We start from the raw sequence: 17,435 nt of genomic DNA, 5'->3' as shown, positions 1-17,435 counted from the left end.
TGATGCTGTTCTGTGCGGGCGGCGCATCAAGCTTCATCGTCGCATCAGTGATCGCCGCTGAAGGAGGCGCAATGGCCCGCTGGCGCCAGATCGTCCCGGAGCAGATTTTCCGTTGTTCCGCTTCAGCTCCAGGACCGTATTTGCTTCAGGCGTGCTGGCCTTCATCGGTCGTCGCACATACAATGCGCGAAGCGAAGCAATGGACCTGCGATGGCGAAGTCTCGAGAAGCGGCTGAACAACTGGCGCAGCTTACAATCACTATCCGCAGGGACATCATCTTTGGCGCCTATGCGCCGGGTACATGGTTGAAGCTGAGTGATCTGCAGCAGCGATATGACGCGAGCGCGTTCCACATCCGCCGCGCGCTGGATCAGTTAAAGAACGACAAATTGGTCGACCATGTTGCCAATGCCGGATTTCGCGTCGCCACGCTCGACGTGACCGCCCGCGCCGAAACGCTGTTCGTGCGCACGGTGCTCGAACGCAGTGCGGCTCATCTGATCACCGCAAGGGCCAACACGGACGACATCGTGGAACTGCGGCGGCTCGCCCAACTGTTCGACGCCAGCATCACCGAAGAAGGGCGCCAAGCGCAGGCGAGCGCCAACCATAATTTTCACGCCTATCTATATTCGATCGCGCGCAATGTCGTGTTGAGCGAAACCATCAACGAAATGCGCAATCGCAGCGGGCAGTTCACCGCCGGCCGCTGGCGTTCGGTGGAAGGGCTGCAGGCGAGCAGCCGTGACCATTTCGCAATCATCACGGCCATTGAGGAGCGCGACCCCTATGAGGTCGAGCAGGCCATCGTCAACCACATCAAGGCATTCTGACGGCGCTCCAGCGGGAACTCAGCCCAGCGCGTCCCAGCAGGCGCGGGAGAGTTCCGCGATCGCGACGGTCGAGGCGACACGGCCCGGCAGGCCATTAGGCATGACCTTCGGCACCTGGTCGGTGGTCACGCTCATGATGTAAAGCGGTGCGTCGTCCTTGAAGACGATCGCCGCGTCCATCCAGCCACGCTCCCCCCAGCCCGTCTTGTTGGCCACGGTCGTCATTGTCGGCAAATGGCCAGGAATCATGCTGCGAAAGCGCTGCCAGGTGAGAAAGCGCAGCGCCATCGCGCAGTTGGCGGCGTCGACGCCGAGACGCTCGGTTGCCGCCGCATCGCCATTGGCGCCCGCGAGGATCAGTTGCAAGAGCAACACCTGATCACAGGCTGTTGTCGTCGTCACATGCTCGAGCGCGTGGGCGGGCGACAATCCGACCGGCGGCAGGCGGGTGCGGTGGGTGGTGTTTTCCATGCCGATGCGGTGGCAATAGGCGGTAAACTCGGGAATCTCCAGATCCTTCATCACCTCGTAGGTACAGATATTGTCGCTGGTGATGATCATCTGCAGGATGGCGTCGCGCATCGGGAATGTCAGGCCGGGCGTCATATACTGACATACGCCCGATAGGATTCCTGGCTGCTGCTCCTTCCTGATGACGACGGTCTGGTCGAGGTCGAGGCGCCCTTCGGCGGCGGCGTTCAGGGCCGCCATCATGACCGATATCTTGCGGACGCTGGCCGACGGCATGATGATATCGCCGCCGCGCGTCAGCTCTTCCCCGCTGGCCGCCAGCCGGACATGCCAATAGATATCGAAGCCGCGATTTTCGGACAGCGCCTGAAGCCGGGCATTCAGTTGCGATGCATTCATTTCATCATTCCTCAAAACCGGTCCTGGACCTACCCACGTCGATGGCGTGTTGGAAGGGCGTGCGCTCGACAGGTAAGCGCACGCACGCATGTCACTTGATGGAGACATTCCACAGCGTCGGGGCATCGAAAGGCGATGCTTCGATGCCTTGCAGACGCTTGTTGAAGCCGTTTGCCTGCGTCATGTGAAAGAGACTGACGGCGGGAACTTCCTCGATGAACAGGGCGTAGATTTCATCGGAGATCGCACGAACCTGATCCGGATCGGTCGCTGCAAGACCCTTGTTGAGAAGGGCAATGGCGCGCTCATCCTTCCAGACCTTGCGCGATTCCGGTCCGATGATGCGTTCCCAGGCACCCATCGGGTCAAAGCGGCCCGAATAGCTGAACGACTGCGCCTGATAGTTGCCCTTGGTATAGCGTTCGAGCTGCAGACCCCATTCCAACGTCTCGATCGTCACATTGATGCCGGCCGCCTGCAACTGGCTTTGGATGATAATCGCCTGGTCGAACATCGACTGGAAGCTCTTGTTGGCGATGATGGTGATGGGCTCGCCCTTGTAGCCCGCTTCCGCCAGCAGCTCGCGGGTCCGGTCGGGATTGGCCGCTATAGGCTCGTCCTTGATCGGCGAATAATACCGGCTGACGCGCGGCATCGGCGTGGTCGTACCCTTGGACAGGCCGTAGGTGACGCCCTGCGCAACAGCCTCGCGGTCGACGGCCGATGCAATCGCCTGACGTAGCGCCTTGTTCTGGAGCAGCGGATCCGTCTGGCTGAGCAGCAGCGCATACCAGACGGTGGTCTCGGACAGCACCACGTCCAGCGACGGCTCTGCCTGAATCTGCTTCACCGACTGACTTGAGACCGAGGAGAGATCGAGCTCGCCCGAACGCAGGCCGACAATCCGCGCCGCCGGATCGGTGACGACGGAAAAGCGAATCTTGTCGACCAGGGCTTCCTTGCGGCCGGCACGGCCGCTGGGATCGCCGGGCGGCGAGGTATAGTCGGGAAAGCGGTTGACCTCGGCATATTCGCCGATCCGCCGTTCGCCGGCGGTGAACGGGCCGGTGCCGATGACCGATCCCCAACTGCCGTCGGCTTTAAGTGAGTCCCGGTGGAATACCGGCGTGCCGGCGCAGTCGGTGCGTGCCAGGGAATAGATGAACGAGCCTTTCGCCGCTTCGAGCCGATAGACCACGGTCAGCGGATCCGGCGTTTCGACAGACGCGACCTTGACGTTGCCTTCGAACACCGCCTTGCAGCGCCAAACCGAACCCTCCGCCATCAGATAGTCCCACGACCATTTGACGTCCGCGGAGGTAAGCACCTTGCCGTTATGGAATTTCACGCCGTCCCGCAGCTTGAAGACATAGGTCTTGCCTTCGTCCTCCACCGAATACGACTCCGCCAGAACGGGGGCGATCTCGAGAGTGTTGCTGTAGGCGACGAGACCCTCGACGATGTGCATGTGGACCGGATCGGACATGCCGTCGGTTTGGCGCGCCGGATCGACACCGCGGATGTCTTCGTTGAGCGCAACGCGGATGGTGCCGCGGTCCTGTGCAAGCGCTGGATCGGCATTCGCCATACCGGCCGAAATTATTGCAGCGACGGCGAACAGAGCTTTTGTTCTACTTGTCGATTTTTGGAAATTCCGAAGCATATCAATGTCTCCCATTGTGTCTTCATGGTTATGGCGGTCGCGATGAACGCCCGTCATTTCAGCCGATAGATTGCTGGTTCTCAGGCCAACTGCCCGTCCACCTCCAGTGCTTTGATTGAAACCGAAGCCGGGTTGATGACCGGCGCAGCTTCCACAAGCCGGCGGGTATAGGGATGGCTTGGGCGGTCGAGGACCGCGGCTGTCAGGCCCTCCTCGACGACGCTGCCATTTTCCATCACCACGATGCGCTGGGCGATGCGGCGCACCGCGGAGAGGTCATGACTGATGAACAGGCACGCGAAGCCGTAGCGCGCCTGGAGCGACAACAGCAGCGCCAGCACCTGCGCTTGAATCGTCATGTCGAGCGCCGAGACCGGCTCGTCCGCGACCACGAAGGCCGGGCGCCGCACGATCGCCCTGGCGATCGCGATGCGCTGGCGCTGGCCGCCCGACAGTTCGTGCGGGAAGCGGCGTTCCATGCCGGAGAGTCCGACATCGGCCATGGTCTCGGCCAACCGCGCATCTTTCTCCACGCTGGTCATATCGCCGACATGGCGCAACGGCTCGCGCACGATCGCGCCGATGCGCTGGCGCGGATCGAGCGACGAATAAGGATCCTGGAACACCATCTGGCAGGCTAGGCGGGCGTCGCGGTCGGCCGCGCCGCCTAACGTGATCGCACGACCGCGAAAGGTCACCTTCCCCGATGCCAGCGGTAGAAGACCGAGGATGGCCCGGCCCATCGTCGTCTTGCCCGAGCCGCTACCGCCAACCAGCGCCACTGTCTCACCTTCCCCGATCGACAAATCGACGCCGTTGACGGCGTGGGTGCTGCGTCCGGGAAATGTCACCGCGACGGCCTCGGCCCGCACCAGCTCGCGCGGCGATTTCCCCGCAGGAGCCGAAGGCGCGCCGCCGCTGCGGCGGGCCGCAGCCACCAGTTCCTGCGTATAGGGATGCCCGGCCTTCTCGATGATGCGTGCGGTCGAACCACGTTCGACCACATCGCCGGCCTTGAGCACCGTCATCTCCTGCGTGTAGCGGGAGACAAGGCCAAGATTGTGCGTGATGAGCAGCACCGCCGTGCCATTCTCGCGCGCCAGTTCCACCATCAGGTCCAGCACTTCGCGCTGGGCCAGCGTATCGAGCGCCGTCGTCGGTTCGTCGGCGACCAGCAGGCGCGGCTTCAGCAGCATGACCGAGGCCAGCAGGATGCGCTGGCGCATGCCGCCGGAGAACTGATGCGGAAAGGCGCGCAGGCAGGCTTCGGGATCGGCGATGTGGACCCGTTCCAGCATGGCAAGGGAGAGCGCCTTGATCTCCGCCCGCGACAGGCGCCTGTGCTGCGCCAGACCTTCTGCCATCTGGGATCCGATGGTGATCGCCGGATTGAGCGAGACCATCGGTTCCTGGAACACCATGCCCGCGCCCGGGCCGCGCAAGGCGCGCATGCGGCGCTCACTGGCGAGGGTGATGTCTTCACCGTTCAGGCGGATCGAGCCGCCGGTGATCCGCAGTCCACCTGGCAGCAGGCGCATAACGGCGCGCGCCGCCATGGTCTTGCCGCTGCCCGATTCGCCGACAAGGGCGGAGAGCTGGCCCGCAGCGACGGAGAGGTCGATGCCATGCAGCACTTCGGCGTGGCTGGTGGCGACGCGCAGGCCGCTGATTTCAAGAACCGGCGCGCTCATATTGCCGCCATCCGCGGGTCGAGGCGGTCACGCAGCGCATCGCCGAGCAGATTGGTGCCGAGCAGTGCAATCGAAATGCAGATGCCGGGCGCGAGGCTGAGCCAGAGCGCCTGTTCGAAGAACGGCTGGCTGGAGGCCAGCATGTTGCCCCAGGTCGGAGCGGGCGGCGGCACGCCGAGCCCGAGGAAGGAGAGCGCGCTTTCAGACAGGATCGCCCAGCCGAACATCGAGGTCCCGAGGACGGTGATCGGCGCCAGGCAGTTGGGCAGGATGTGCGCGAGCATCGTGTAAAGTTCCGAGTTGCCGATGACGCGCGACGCCTCGACATATTCCTTCTCGCGCGCCGAAAGGACCGTGCTGCGGACAACGCGCATCACGCCGGGCAGGTAGGCGATGGCGAGTGCGATCACGATGCCATTGCGGCCCGCGCCGACAATGACGATCAACGTCAGGGCGAGCAGGATGCCGGGGAAGGCAAGCAGCGCATCGCTGACAGCGGAGATGCCGCGCGCGGTCCAGCCGCGGGCGCTGCCGGCAAGCATGCCGATGATGGTGCCGGCGGTTATGGCCAGCGCCACCGTCACAGCCGCGATGCTCAGGCTCGCCGTTGCGCCCGTCATGAGCCGGCTCAGCACATCGCGGCCAAATTCGTCGGTGCCCAGCCAGTGCACAGGCGACGGTGGACCCAGTCGGTTGAGCATGTCGAGACGCAGCGGATCGTACGGCGTCCAGAAGGCGCCAATGATGGCTGCAGTCAGCAGCAGGCCCGTCAGCGCGCCGCCGGCAATGAGATTTGCCTTGTTCATCATCGTGCTACTCCACCGTTATGCGCGGATCGAAGACCGGGTAGAGCAGGTCGACAACAAGATTGATGAGAACGAATACCGTCGCCGTCAGCAGCAGGCAGCCCTGCACGACGGGATAGTCCCGGGCGAAAATCGATTCCACCAGCAGGCGGCCGATACCCGGCAAGGTGAACACCGTCTCGAGCACGGCAATGCCGCCGAGCAGGTTCCCAAGCATCAGTCCGATCAGGGTGAGCGTTGGCGCGAAGGCGTTGGGGAAGACATGGCGCAACAGCACCCGCCATTCGGGAACGCCCTTGGCGCGGGCGTGGGTGACATATTCCAACCGTAGCACTTCGATGGTGCTGGCGCGCGCCATGCGGATGAGCACGCCAGTTTCGATCAGAGCCAGCGTGATGACCGGCAGGATGATGAAGGAAGCAGCGCGCAGCAGATTCTCGTCGAAGCCGACGAAGCCGAGAACCGGGACCCAGCCCAGCTTGAGGCCGAAGATCAGCAGCATGATAAGCCCGAGCCAGAAGCTCGGAATGGATAGCAGCAGCGTTGCAACCGAGACGGCGACGATGTCGATCAGGCTGTTCTGCCGCCAAGCCGCGATCATGCCGGCCGGCACCGCGATCGCCACGGCGATAAAGACCGCCAGAACGACAATCGACGCAGTGACTGCGAAACGGTCCAGAATGAGTGGCAGGACGACCTGCCCTGTGCGGGTGGATATGCCGAAATCGCCCGACAGGACACTGGCGAGCCAGTAGCCGAACTGGATCGGCAAGGGCTGATCCAGCCCCCAGCGGCTGCGCAGGATCTCGAGCTGCGCGTCGGTCGCCGACTCGCCCAGCATCAACGACGCCGGATCTCCGGGTATCATGCGCATGATCAGGAACACGGCGATGCCAACCAGCGACAGCGTCACAGCTGTCATCGAGGTTCGGCGCAGAAAATAGCGAAACATCGATACTCCGATCTCAGGCAGCCGCGGCGGACTGTGGTGTGAGACTATAGGTCGTCGACGCCCGGTTCAGCGCCGGCAGCGGTGTTATCTCGATCGTTCCGGCGGTGCTGTCGATCATCAGAGTGGCGACCGTCGCGGTCAGATTGCCGCGGCTGTTCGGCAGCGGCGCACGGCAGACGGCATAGGGCGCGCCGAAATCGTCGCGCAGCGCCGAAACGACGTCCTCCGGCGTGATCTTGCCGATGCTCGGCTCGAGCAGGCTGCGCACGCGGTGGTCGCGGTAGAGGCTGTCGGGCGTGTTGCGAATGCCGACATCGCGATACTTCGCCAGCGCCGACGCGTTGGTCCAGTGGTTGGCATGCACCAGCAGCCCATTGTCGGGATAGATCGCAAAGGCTTCGCGCGGGGCGCATTCGAAGTCGATGGCGACACCGTCGCGATGGCTGAGGATGAGATTGTTCGAGGTCAGCTTGTCCGTCGCTACGATGACGCCGATCGCTTGGGCATAGGTCTCGGCCTCCAGCGCCTTGCGGCGCACCAAGGCGAGCGGAATGCCCGGTGACTCGAAGTCGCGGTCGGACTCAATGTAATTGGCGGTGATGGCGATGCCAGCCGCGTTGAGCCCGGCGCGCGACAGCGCCCCCGCCTCGGCGAAGGTCAGCACGTCCGGACCGTCATCACGGCGGACGAGCATGACGATCGAGGTCTCGGCGCATTCGGCTTTCCAGTCCCAATTCAGGGCATGAATGAGGCGGCCGTCGCGGGTTGCCTCCGGCAGGATCACCACGCCGGTGCAGCCGTCGGGCGCAGCGCTTTCACTGGTGCGCGCCGCGTCACGGACTTCGCGCGCCTCGTAGAGCAGCTCGGTCCGCGCGTTGAGGAGAACGATCGCCTCGAAGTCGACCGCGGCGCCCTCCGCGATCCCCCGCATCTCTTCGACCATGCCTGCATCAAAGGCCTGTATCCGCGGCAGATACCCTTCGACATGCCGGCCGATCGCGGCGCGGTCGAGGCCGTAAGCTGCGAACTGCGACAGGTAGTGGCCGATGCCGCGCTTGATGCGTTCCGCAGCCTGTTGCCCATGCATGCGGCCACGCTCTCGCGGCGAACCATGGATCTCGATGAAGGGGAACTGCGACACTGACATGCAAACCTCATTTTTATGTACATAAACAATATGCGTACCTCGGAATAAAAGGCAAGAGCATTTGTTAATTATGAGTTTGCGGTCAATTCACACGCATTTTCCGATATTTTATGCGCAAAAAATGACAAAATTAACCGACGAGTGGGAGCTTTTTCGGGACAAAGAGCCGCTTTCATGGGGGGAAACATCGCGAAATTCGCGAGAATAGGTGGTCGAGAAGGTTGGTAGAGAGGTTTTCAGTTGCAGCCACTCTGGTCGGGTATCTGACCGGTGGCTGGAGGGTCCAATCTGGACGTTCGATCGGGCAGCCAATGCCGTCTGGCAGGTTGGCGCCGCTTCCTATGTCGCTGTGCTCCGCGCTAGGTAGCAGAAGGGATTATTTCAGAGTGATGGGAAAACTGTAGCGGGTTCCCGCCACCAAATCTTCCAGACAGGCATTGATCGCCGCCTTGCAGCGCAAGCGCGCAAGGCTTTCCGATTGCCCAATCAGCCTAAACTCCCTTTGCAGCATGGAACTTTGTCCGGCATAAAAGGCCTGATCCTGACGGATCGCGGGCAACTCTGGGGACTTGGATTGGCATGACGACAAACAACAGCGCTGGAAGACGCGTTCTCACGTGGACAATTGCAGGCGCAGCGATGCTGGCCGCTCATTCGGCCCGAGCCGATACGATAAGCGAAGTCGTCGGCGACTGGACGGCCAGCGTTGCGGACGTCAACACCGGTCAGGACCAGCGCAAGACCTGCACTGCAACCGCATCGGCCAAGGATCCCGACGACACCACCTGGATGCTCAAGGTCGGCATTTCGAACGGCGACGTGCTGCCGCCGGAAGCCTATCCCGCCGTCACGGTGAGTGCCGAGAAAGGCGATTTTCCCGAGGGCGAAGGAATTCCGGCCGTGTTCGATGTCGATGGCACCAAAGTGGAGGTGACCGTTCTCGGCGAAGTCACCGACACCGGCCATCAATGGGTCATGGAAAACGACAGCGACACAAGCCAGGCCCTGTTTGCGGCGATGAACGATGCCGATGCGGTTACCTTCGAGCTGCAGGACTCGCCTGTCGCTTCCCTGCCCATCGGCGGCTTCGACGAAGCCTATCGCCAGCTGGGCGAATGGTGCGGCTTTCCCACCGAGGACGTGGCGCCCGCCGAGTAAACTTCACGTGTACGAGCCCGGATGAGGCCGCGTTGCGTCTTCCTGGCCGCGACCTCTCCTCTATCTCTCCTTCTGCCCGGGACGAAACCGGGTGCGAAAGGCGTTAGCGAGACAGGAAGCCAGTTTGGCTTTCGACCACGCCATTCAGGGAGAGAAACATGAAAACGATCATCGGACTTGCCGCGCTGTTCATTGGCACCGCGTCGGCGATGGCTGCCGAACCGGCCATGACAACCGATCATGGCGGCATGAAAGTCTATACGGATATGAAGGGCATGACGCTCTACACATTCGACAAGGATGCGGCCGGCAAATCGAACTGCAACGCCGAATGCGCGATGAAATGGCCGCCCTTCAAGGCCGAAGCCGATGCCAAGGCGGAAGGCGAATGGTCCGTTGTCAAGCGCGAGGACGGTTCGATGATGTGGGCCTATGACGGCAAACCGCTCTATTATTTCGCCCAGGACAAGGCTGCCGGCGACATGAAGGGCGACGGCATGGGCGGCGCCTGGCATCTGGTCAAGGCGGACTGACGCTCGGCTTTAGACAGGGAGCTTTACCCGCGTGAAAATCGAGCCGGCGACCTGCGTCGCCGGCGATCTAGCTCATTTGTTGTGGAGATAGGCTTCGAGCGAATCGTCCAGCGCGTCCAGCCATGGCGTGTGATGCTTGGGTGCCATGGTGCCGGTCATCAGCGATTTATAGCCGTGGTTGCGGAAGCCCATGATGTCTTCCATCTTGTGGTGCTCCCACTCCATGAAAGTCTTGTTGACGGCCTCGATATCGAAATCGGGATAGTCGGTCGCGTCGATCAGTTCCTTGGTGTAGTCGCCCTGGAACCAGATCATCTGCTCGGCGTCTTCCAGCTTTTCCTCGCGCTCGCGCCATTTCTGGCCGTCGGCCGCCATTGCTTCCTTGGACGGCAGCTTGATACGCCCGAGAATGACATCGCGGGCATACCACGCCTGCGCGTCGAACATGTTGAAGGTGTAGAACTGGTCCTGCATGCCGATATAGAACAGCTTCGGATTATGCTCCCAGACCACGCCCTTGTAGAGATCGAGCGGCCACAGCCGGTTCGCGGTCTTCAGGCGCAGGTCGTCGGTCAAGAACGGGAAATGGTGCAGATAGCCGGTGCACATGATGATGGCGTCGACGTCGCGTGACGTGCCGTCCTTGAAGTAGCAGGTCTTGCCCTCGACCCGCATCAGCAGCGGCACTTCCTTCCAGTTGTCCGGCCAGTTGAAACCCATCGGCTTCGAGCGGTAACTGGTCGTGATCGATTTCGCACCATATTTGTAGCACTGCGAACCGATGTCCTCGGCCGAGTAGCTGCGGCCGATGATGAGGATGTCCTTGTCCTTGAATTCGAGCGCATCGCGGAAGTCATGCGAATGCATGACACGGCCCGCGAACTTGGCGATGCCCTCGAAATAAGGAACGTTCGGCGACGAGAAATGACCGGACGCGACGACGACGTAATCGAATTCTTCCGCATAGACGATGTCGTTGGTGCGGTCATGCACGGTGACGGTGAACTTCTGTGTCGCATCCGAATAGGTCACCATGCGAACCGGGCTGTTGAAGCGCACCCATTTGCGCACGTCGGCCTTCTCGACACGGCCCTTGATGTAATCCCAGAGCACGGCGCGCGGCGGATAGGAGGCGATCGGCCGGCCGAAATGCTCTTCGAATGTATAGTCCGCGAATTCCAGGCACTCCTTCGGCCCGTTCGACCAGAGGTAGCGGTACATGCTGCCATGAACGGCGTCGCCATGCTCGTCCACGCCGGTGCGCCAGGTATAGTTCCACAGGCCGCCCCAATCCGATTGCTTTTCGAAGCAGACGACTTCGGGGATTTCCGCACCCTTTGCCGCCGCCGACTGGAACGCCCGAAGTTGTGCAAGGCCGGAAGGTCCGGCGCCGATGACTGCTACCCTCTTGCTCATGCAATCCCCTCCAGGACTCTTTTTCTTGTGCGAAAGAAATTTCACTGACAGTAGATTATTGGGTTCTGCGTTGCTGTCAACACGTTCCGTTCGGCAGGCGGATGCTCCTGCAAACAGCCGCCGGCAATTGTCCTTAAGCCTCTCCTCTGTGCTAGGTTGAGACAAACGGGCCTTGCCTTCAAGCATCTGTCTGCGTATTCTTTTGATTGAAATAATTTTACAGGCAGGAAACATTCGGTCGGGAGGCCGTCATGCCATCAACCCCCTATCCCACTGTCGTCTCCGGCCCTCCGCGACCGAGCGCGATCCTGACGCCTGGGCTGCTTGCGCTGCCTGCGGGGATGGAGCGCTATCAGGTGGCGGGTGCAGGTGCTGTCTTCATCAGCATCGAGGCTGGCGATACCGTCACCATTCGCGATGTCGAGGGTGGACAGGCCTGTGAACTGGTGGCTGCGGACGGTTCGGGCAAGACCGATGCCGGCATTCTGGGCACCAGCGCCAACAGCAATGCGGCAGGGCTGAAGGCGCTGCTGCTCGACGACAATGAGAGCCTGCGCGCATTCCGTAGCAGCCTCGAGCGGCGCAAGATCGATCTCGCCGAGCCACAGGCGGTGCGCCTGTTCGGCAGCGCCAGCCTTGCCGGCTCCGAGGAGAGTTTTACCATCGCCCGCGACGGCAGCCTGATCATTGCCGCACCCGGCGGGCCGATGGCAGTCGACAGCCATGATACGGCAACGCCGCTGCTGGTCGTGGTCCAGCGCGCCCGCATCCGGCCGGCGGGCAAGTCCGACCTGCCCGAGCCGCTGGCCGACCCGGTTCTCGACCTGCGCGTCAAATCGAAGACGGCGCAGAGCTATTTCGTCAAGGCCGGCGACTTCATCCAGATCATCGATGTCGACGGACGCCAGTGTACCGATTTCCAGTGCTTTTCGGCCCGCAAGCTCGACAAGGGCAAGGACCACCCACTCGACGTGACGGTCACCCGCTCGCTGATGGGCACCAGCTATCCCATGCCCGGCCTGCACTCGAAATACTACGACCAGGACATGGAGCCGCTGGTCGAGGTGGTGCAGGACACCTGCGGCCGCCACGACGCCTTCGCGCTCGCCTGCTACGCCAAATATTACGACGACATCGGTTATCCCGGTCACCTCAACTGCACCGAGAACTTCAACGGCGCGCTTGCCGACAAGGGTGTTGCACCCCGCGGCGGCTGGATGGCAATCAACTTCTTCTTCAACACCGGCATCGACGCGCATGGCGTGATCTATTCAGACGAACCATGGTCGCGGCCCGGCGACTATGTGCTGTTGCGGGCGTTGACCGACATCATCTGCGTCTCGTCCGCCTGTCCCGACGACACGACGCCGTCCAACGGCTGGAACCTCACCGACATTCATGTGCGCACCTATTCGGGCGCGCAGAAATTCTCACGCGCCATCGCCACACGACCGACCCCGGATGCCGAGCCAAAAATGACCCGTGAAACCGCCTTCCATTCGAGCTTTGCCAAGCACACGCGCGACTTCGTCGAATATCGCGGCTACTGGCTCGCCAATTCCTTTGCCAAGGAAGGACCGCTGGAGGAATACTGGGCCTGCCGCGAGAAGGCCGTCGTCATGGACCTGTCGCCGCTGCGCAAGTTCGAGGTCACCGGCCCGGATTCCGAGGCGCTTTTACAATACACGCTGACGCGCGACATCAGGAAGCTCGCCGTCGGCCAGGTCGTCTACACCGCCATGTGCTACGAGCATGGCGGCATGATCGACGACGGCACGCTGCTGCGTCTCGGCAAGGACAATTTCCGCTGGATCGGCGGCGACGACTACAGCGGCACCTGGCTGCGCGAGACGGCACAAAAACTCGGCCTGAAAGTGCTCGTGCGCTCCTCCACCGACCAGATGCACAACATCGCCCTGCAAGGCCCGAAAAGCCGCGACATCCTGAAGGAAATCGTCTGGACCGCGCTCACCCAACCCTCGATCGCCGAGCTTGAATGGTTCCGCTTCGCTGTCGCCCGCATCGGCGACGCGCAGGGCGTGCCGATCGTCGTCTCGCGCACCGGCTACACCGGCGAACTCGGCTACGAGATCTGGTGCCATCCACGCGATGCCGAAAAGGTCTTCGACGCGGTCTGGCAGGCCGGCCAGCCGCACGGCCTCAAGCCGATGGGGCTGTTGGCGCTCGACATGGTGCGCATCGAGGCCGGGCTGATCTTTGCCGGCTACGACTTCTCCGACCAGACCGACCCGTTCGAGGCCGGCATCGGCTTCACAGTTCCCTTGAAGAGCAAGACCGACGATTTTATCGGCCGCGACGCGCTGATCCGGCGCAAGGAGCATCCGGCGCGAAAGCTCGTCGGCCTCGACATCGACGCCAATGTGCCGGTCGGCCATGGCGACTGCGTCCATGTCGGACGCGCCCAGATCGGCGAGGTCACCTCCAGCATGCGCTCGCCCGTCCTCGGCAAGAACATCGCACTCGCCCGGCTCGACATCGCCCACGCCGATATCGGCACACAAGTCGAGATCGGCAAGCTCGACGGCCACCAGAAGCGCCTGCCGGCCAAAGTCGTACCCTTCGCCCACTACGATCCGCAAAAGACAAAACCAAGGTCGTAGGAAAACCGCAGTCCAGGCGGGTTCGAATGAGCCCGCCCCGCGCTGCAAAACCGTTCATTCCCGAAACGCGACCGTCCGCGCAAAATCATTCCTTGCGCGCAGGGCGTTTCACGGCGTAAGTGCCGCTGCTTCGAGAGCTATCGCCGCATAATGCCCGAGTTCCTGTCAGTCCTGAAACGGTTGCTTCCCGCCCTGCCCCCCGTCAGCAATGCGGAGCGGCTGCGCATCTGCGTGGGCGCGCTGATCGGAATTTTCTTCACCGGCATCGCCACCAAGATCGCCTTCAGCTCCTCCGGTGCTTCGCCGCTGCTGATCGCCCCTATGGGCGCCTCGGCCGTGCTGCTCTTTGCCACCCCGTCCAGCCCGCTGGCGCAGCCCTGGTCGATCATCGGCGGCAACCTTGTCGCCGCCCTCATCGGCATCACCTGCGCGCGATGGCTTGACGATCCCCTCATTGCCTCGACGATCGCGATCACCGCCTCGATCGGCACCATGCTGTTGCTGCGCTGCCTGCATCCGCCAAGCGGCGCGGTCGCACTCACCGCCGTGCTCGGCGGCCCGGCAGTGCATGCCGCAGGCTATGGCTTCGCGCTGTGGCCCGTCGGCGTGAATACATTGCTGCTGCTGGCTGCGGCGCTGGCCTTCAACAATCTGACCGGCCGCCGCTATCCGCATCTCACACCTGCGCCGGCGGCCAATCCGCACAAGACGGCTGATCCCGTCCCGACAGCCCGCGTCGGCTTCACGTCCGCCGATCTCGAAGCTGCCCTGAAGCGCTATGACGAGGTCGTCAATGTCAGCACCGACGACCTCGACGCGCTGCTGCACGAGACCGAGATGCAGGCCTATCACCGCCGCTTCGGCGTCATCCGCTGCGCCGACATCATGTCCCGCGACGTGGCGACGGTGTCGCCCCAGACCTCGCTTCGCGACACCTGGAAAGAGCTTTGCGACCATCGTATCAAGGCCCTGCCAGTGATCGACGCTGCCCGCAATGTCGTCGGCATCGTGACGCAGACCGACTTCATGCAAAGCGCCGATTGGGGTCCACGCGGAGAACTGCATCTCGGCCTCGGCAAGCGCCTGCGCCATGCCGTCAAACCCCGGCGCAGTTTAAACAAAACCGTCAGCGACATCATGAGTGCACCGGTGCGTTTCGTGGCGCCCGAGACGCCGGTTGCCGAGCTTGTGCCGGTCATGGCCGATGCCGGCCTGCACCACCTTCCCGTCATCGATGCCGACAGGAAGCTCGTCGGCATCATCACGCAGTCGGACCTGATTGCAGCGCTTTATCATGGTGCTCTTTCCGATCGCCCCGAGGCCGCGGCACCGGCCCTCGCCGCCGCGCAATAGCCGGCAGTCGCCGTCCCTCGTAGAGCTTTACCGGCGTGACGTGCCGGCCCTTTGCCGTCTGATCGCGGCTGAAATCCGCGCGTCTGCGAATGTGATCGGCGCGGTCAAACAAAATACTTGACGCCACCTACGGCTGTGTCAATCTTCACTGTTAGGAAAAAAAGAAAACTAAGCGGAAAAGCTGATCAGGCCCGTGGAGGCGCACGCCGATCAGTCCAAAAAGAAATCCTACCGGGAACACAACATCAACAATGGGGAACTTCGACAATGAGTTCGACGGTTAGCTATGCGCCTGCGAGCGATGGCGAATTGCACAGGACGATCGACTGGCGTGGCGCCTTCTGGGTGGCCAGCGGCGTCCCGCCACTTGTTCTCTTCTCGATCGGCGGCATCGCCGGCACAGCCGGAAACGTCGCCTTTCTGATCTGGATTTTCTCCATGCTGATGGGGTTTCTCCAGTCTTTCACCTACGCCGAAATCGCCGGCCTGTTCCCGAACAAGTCGGGTGGCGCCTCGGTCTATGGCGCGACCGCCTGGCTGCGCTATTCCAAATTCGTCGCCCCGCTTTCAGTCTGGTGCAACTGGTTTGCCTGGTCGCCGGTCCTGTCGCTCGGCTGCTCGATTGCAGCAGCCTATATGCTCAACGCGCTTGCGCCGATCCCAGGCTTTACCAAAACCTCGCCGGAGGTGCTGAATTATATCGCGGCCAACGCCGGCACCAGCGCTGCCGATGCCATTGCAGCGGTCACCACTGCTGCAACCCCCGGCATCCGCACCTGGACGCTCTACAGTCATTCGCTCGGCCCGGTCGGCTTCTCGCTCAACGCCACCTTCTGGATCGGCGCGGTGCTGATGCTGATCACCTTCGCCATCCAGCATCGCGGCATCCTCGGCACCGCCAATGTACAGCGCGTTGTCGGCCTGCTCGTCATCGTGCCGCTGCTCATCGTCGGCATCGTCCCGATCCTCACCGGCCAGATCAACTGGGACAACTATTCGCCCATCGTCCCGCTCGCCGCCGCCTACGCGCCGGAAGCGGGAGCGTGGAACATATCGGGCTGGACGCTGATCCTCGGCGGCATGTTCATCGCCGCGTGGTCGACTTACGGCTTCGAGACTGCCGTCTGCTACACGCGGGAATTCAAGAACCCGGCGACCGACACCTTCAAGGCCATTTTCTACTCCGGCCTGCTCTGCATGCTGCTGTTCATGATCGTGCCCTTCACCTTCCAGGGTGTTCTGGGTCTCAACGGCATGCTGGCAACCCCGATCGTCGACGGCTCCGGCGTGGCCGACGCGCTCGCCGGCATGGTCGGCGGCGGTGGACTGGTGAAAAGCCTGCTCATCATGCTGATGATCCTGGCGCTGCTACTGTCGATCATGACCGCCATGGCAGGCTCATCGCGCACCCTCTATCAGGGTTCAGTGGATGGCTGGCTGCCGAAATATCTCAGCCATGTCAACGCGCACGGCGCGCCGACGCGGGCGATGTGGACCGACCTCGTCGTCAATCTCATCGTGCTGGCCATCGCCTCGACCGATGCGACGAGCTTCTTCTTCATCCTCGCCGTGTCGAATTGCGGTTATATCATCTTCAACTTCCTCAACCTGAATGCGGGATGGATTCACCGCATGGACAATGGGCATATCGCCCGGCCATGGCGGGCACCAACCTGGTTGATCGTGGTCGGCGGCGTCTTCGCCTATGTGAACGCAATCTTCATGGGCGCCGGCGCCAAGGTGTGGAACCCATCGGCGCTGTGGGCCGGACTGTTCACCGCGGCACTCATCATCCCGGTCTTCTGCTTCCGCCACTACATCCAGGACGGCGGCAAATTCCCGGATCACATGCTCGATGATCTCGGCATGAAGCAAAGCGACCTGAAGACGAGGAAGGCCGGCATCCTGCCCTATCTGACGCTGGTTGCCGGCCTGGCCGTGGTGCTGATTGCGAACTGGTACTTCGTGATCTGAAGATCGAGCAAGCAAGTCTCGGCCATCGAAAGCCGGCCTACGGGCCGGCTTTTTCCATCACGGGAAGCCAAATTTTCGCCGTCAAAAATAATTCTTACTGTGAAATTTTCTTTCATACAGGTTGACGAGAAGCCCTCGAAATGGCTTATTGTCAATCCTGAAAGAAAGGGTGGAAATCAGGATTTCCGGGCCTTGAAGAGCCGTTTTCGTGCCGGTTGTCTGCGCCCGGCCAGAGATGGGTTTTCCCGCAATTTCCCGCCTCGTTCAGCCCACTGCGACCACACAAGAATTCAGTATGGAGGACACGATTTCATGGCCGACGTAAAGAGCGACATCGAGATAGCGCGTGGTGCAAGCAAGAAGGTGATCCAGGAGATCGGCGGCAAGATCGGGATCCCGACGGAGCATCTTCTGCCC

At 62.1% G+C, this 17,435-nt stretch carries 13 protein-coding genes; 6 read left to right on the top strand and 7 right to left on the bottom strand.

What is annotated here, in order from left to right:
* Positions 1-210: 210 nt before the first annotated feature.
* Complete coding sequence (locus G6N74_RS27580; protein WP_165121206.1) at positions 211-834, top strand: GntR family transcriptional regulator; 624 nt, start codon at positions 211-213, stop codon at positions 832-834.
* An 18-nt stretch (positions 835-852) separates the two neighbouring features.
* Here G6N74_RS27580 and G6N74_RS27575 read toward each other — a convergent pair whose 3' ends face one another.
* The 6 genes from G6N74_RS27575 to G6N74_RS27550 form a co-directional block, all read right to left on the bottom strand.
* A complete protein-coding gene (locus G6N74_RS27575) occupies positions 853-1,704 on the bottom strand; it encodes a serine hydrolase (RefSeq protein ID WP_165121205.1) in 852 nt (283 codons plus the stop codon).
* Positions 1,705-1,795: 91 nt separating this feature from the next.
* A complete protein-coding gene (locus G6N74_RS27570) occupies positions 1,796-3,367 on the bottom strand; it encodes an ABC transporter substrate-binding protein (RefSeq protein WP_165121204.1) in 1,572 nt (523 codons plus the stop codon).
* An 80-nt stretch (positions 3,368-3,447) separates the two neighbouring features.
* On the bottom strand, positions 3,448-5,058 hold the full coding sequence (locus G6N74_RS27565; protein ID WP_165121203.1) for a dipeptide ABC transporter ATP-binding protein: 1,611 nt from the start codon (positions 5,056-5,058) through the stop codon (positions 3,448-3,450).
* Positions 5,055-5,867, bottom strand: a complete 813-nt coding sequence (locus G6N74_RS27560; RefSeq protein WP_165121202.1) for an ABC transporter permease — start codon at positions 5,865-5,867, stop codon at positions 5,055-5,057. The genes G6N74_RS27565 and G6N74_RS27560 overlap by 4 nt, the downstream gene beginning before the upstream one ends.
* A gap of 4 nt (positions 5,868-5,871) precedes the next feature.
* Positions 5,872-6,816: an ABC transporter permease gene (locus tag G6N74_RS27555; RefSeq protein ID WP_165121201.1), complete on the bottom strand. Its 945-nt coding sequence runs from the start codon at positions 6,814-6,816 to the stop codon at positions 5,872-5,874.
* Between the two features lie 13 nt (positions 6,817-6,829).
* Positions 6,830-7,963 (bottom strand): C45 family autoproteolytic acyltransferase/hydrolase, encoded by a 1,134-nt coding sequence (locus G6N74_RS27550; RefSeq protein WP_165121200.1) that lies wholly within the window; start codon positions 7,961-7,963, stop codon positions 6,830-6,832.
* A gap of 639 nt (positions 7,964-8,602) precedes the next feature.
* On the opposite strand from G6N74_RS27550, the gene G6N74_RS27545 reads away from it, so the two are divergent.
* Positions 8,603-9,121: a hypothetical protein gene (locus G6N74_RS27545; RefSeq protein ID WP_165121199.1), complete on the top strand. Its 519-nt coding sequence runs from the start codon at positions 8,603-8,605 to the stop codon at positions 9,119-9,121.
* A 158-nt stretch (positions 9,122-9,279) separates the two neighbouring features.
* Positions 9,280-9,654, top strand: coding sequence for a COG4315 family predicted lipoprotein (locus G6N74_RS27540; RefSeq protein WP_165121198.1), 375 nt, complete (start codon positions 9,280-9,282; stop codon positions 9,652-9,654).
* Between the two features lie 72 nt (positions 9,655-9,726).
* Here the strand turns inward: G6N74_RS27540 and G6N74_RS27535 are convergent, their stop codons facing one another.
* Positions 9,727-11,070, bottom strand: a complete 1,344-nt coding sequence (locus G6N74_RS27535) for a trimethylamine monooxygenase (protein WP_165121197.1) — start codon at positions 11,068-11,070, stop codon at positions 9,727-9,729.
* 251 nt (positions 11,071-11,321) lie between these two features.
* On the opposite strand from G6N74_RS27535, the gene G6N74_RS27530 reads away from it, so the two are divergent.
* From G6N74_RS27530 to G6N74_RS27520, 3 genes are all read left to right on the top strand, one after another.
* On the top strand, positions 11,322-13,691 hold the full coding sequence (locus G6N74_RS27530; protein ID WP_165121196.1) for a trimethylamine N-oxide demethylase: 2,370 nt from the start codon (positions 11,322-11,324) through the stop codon (positions 13,689-13,691).
* 150 nt (positions 13,692-13,841) lie between these two features.
* Positions 13,842-15,044, top strand: a complete 1,203-nt coding sequence (locus G6N74_RS27525; protein ID WP_165121195.1) for an HPP family protein — start codon at positions 13,842-13,844, stop codon at positions 15,042-15,044.
* 267 nt (positions 15,045-15,311) lie between these two features.
* Positions 15,312-17,018: a trimethylamine N-oxide permease gene (locus G6N74_RS27520; protein WP_165121194.1), complete on the top strand. Its 1,707-nt coding sequence runs from the start codon at positions 15,312-15,314 to the stop codon at positions 17,016-17,018.
* Positions 17,019-17,435 lie beyond the last annotated feature (417 nt).

The organism is Mesorhizobium zhangyense (assembly GCF_011045115.1).
Lineage (GTDB): Bacteria > Pseudomonadota > Alphaproteobacteria > Rhizobiales > Rhizobiaceae > Mesorhizobium_M > Mesorhizobium_M zhangyense.
This window is presented reverse-complemented; position numbering and strand designations above follow the sequence as displayed.

Coding starts and splice junctions, on each gene's coding strand:
- G6N74_RS27580 (WP_165121206.1), top strand. CDS start 211: ATGGCGAAGTCTCGAGAAGCGGCTGAACAACTGGCGCAGCTTACAATC.
- G6N74_RS27575 (WP_165121205.1), bottom strand. CDS start 1,704: ATGAATGCATCGCAACTGAATGCCCGGCTTCAGGCGCTGTCCGAAAAT.
- G6N74_RS27570 (WP_165121204.1), bottom strand. CDS start 3,367: ATGCTTCGGAATTTCCAAAAATCGACAAGTAGAACAAAAGCTCTGTTC.
- G6N74_RS27565 (WP_165121203.1), bottom strand. CDS start 5,058: ATGAGCGCGCCGGTTCTTGAAATCAGCGGCCTGCGCGTCGCCACCAGC.
- G6N74_RS27560 (WP_165121202.1), bottom strand. CDS start 5,867: ATGATGAACAAGGCAAATCTCATTGCCGGCGGCGCGCTGACGGGCCTG.
- G6N74_RS27555 (WP_165121201.1), bottom strand. CDS start 6,816: ATGTTTCGCTATTTTCTGCGCCGAACCTCGATGACAGCTGTGACGCTG.
- G6N74_RS27550 (WP_165121200.1), bottom strand. CDS start 7,963: ATGTCAGTGTCGCAGTTCCCCTTCATCGAGATCCATGGTTCGCCGCGA.
- G6N74_RS27545 (WP_165121199.1), top strand. CDS start 8,603: ATGCTGGCCGCTCATTCGGCCCGAGCCGATACGATAAGCGAAGTCGTC.
- G6N74_RS27540 (WP_165121198.1), top strand. CDS start 9,280: ATGAAAACGATCATCGGACTTGCCGCGCTGTTCATTGGCACCGCGTCG.
- G6N74_RS27535 (WP_165121197.1), bottom strand. CDS start 11,070: ATGAGCAAGAGGGTAGCAGTCATCGGCGCCGGACCTTCCGGCCTTGCA.
- G6N74_RS27530 (WP_165121196.1), top strand. CDS start 11,322: ATGCCATCAACCCCCTATCCCACTGTCGTCTCCGGCCCTCCGCGACCG.
- G6N74_RS27525 (WP_165121195.1), top strand. CDS start 13,842: ATGCCCGAGTTCCTGTCAGTCCTGAAACGGTTGCTTCCCGCCCTGCCC.
- G6N74_RS27520 (WP_165121194.1), top strand. CDS start 15,312: ATGAGTTCGACGGTTAGCTATGCGCCTGCGAGCGATGGCGAATTGCAC.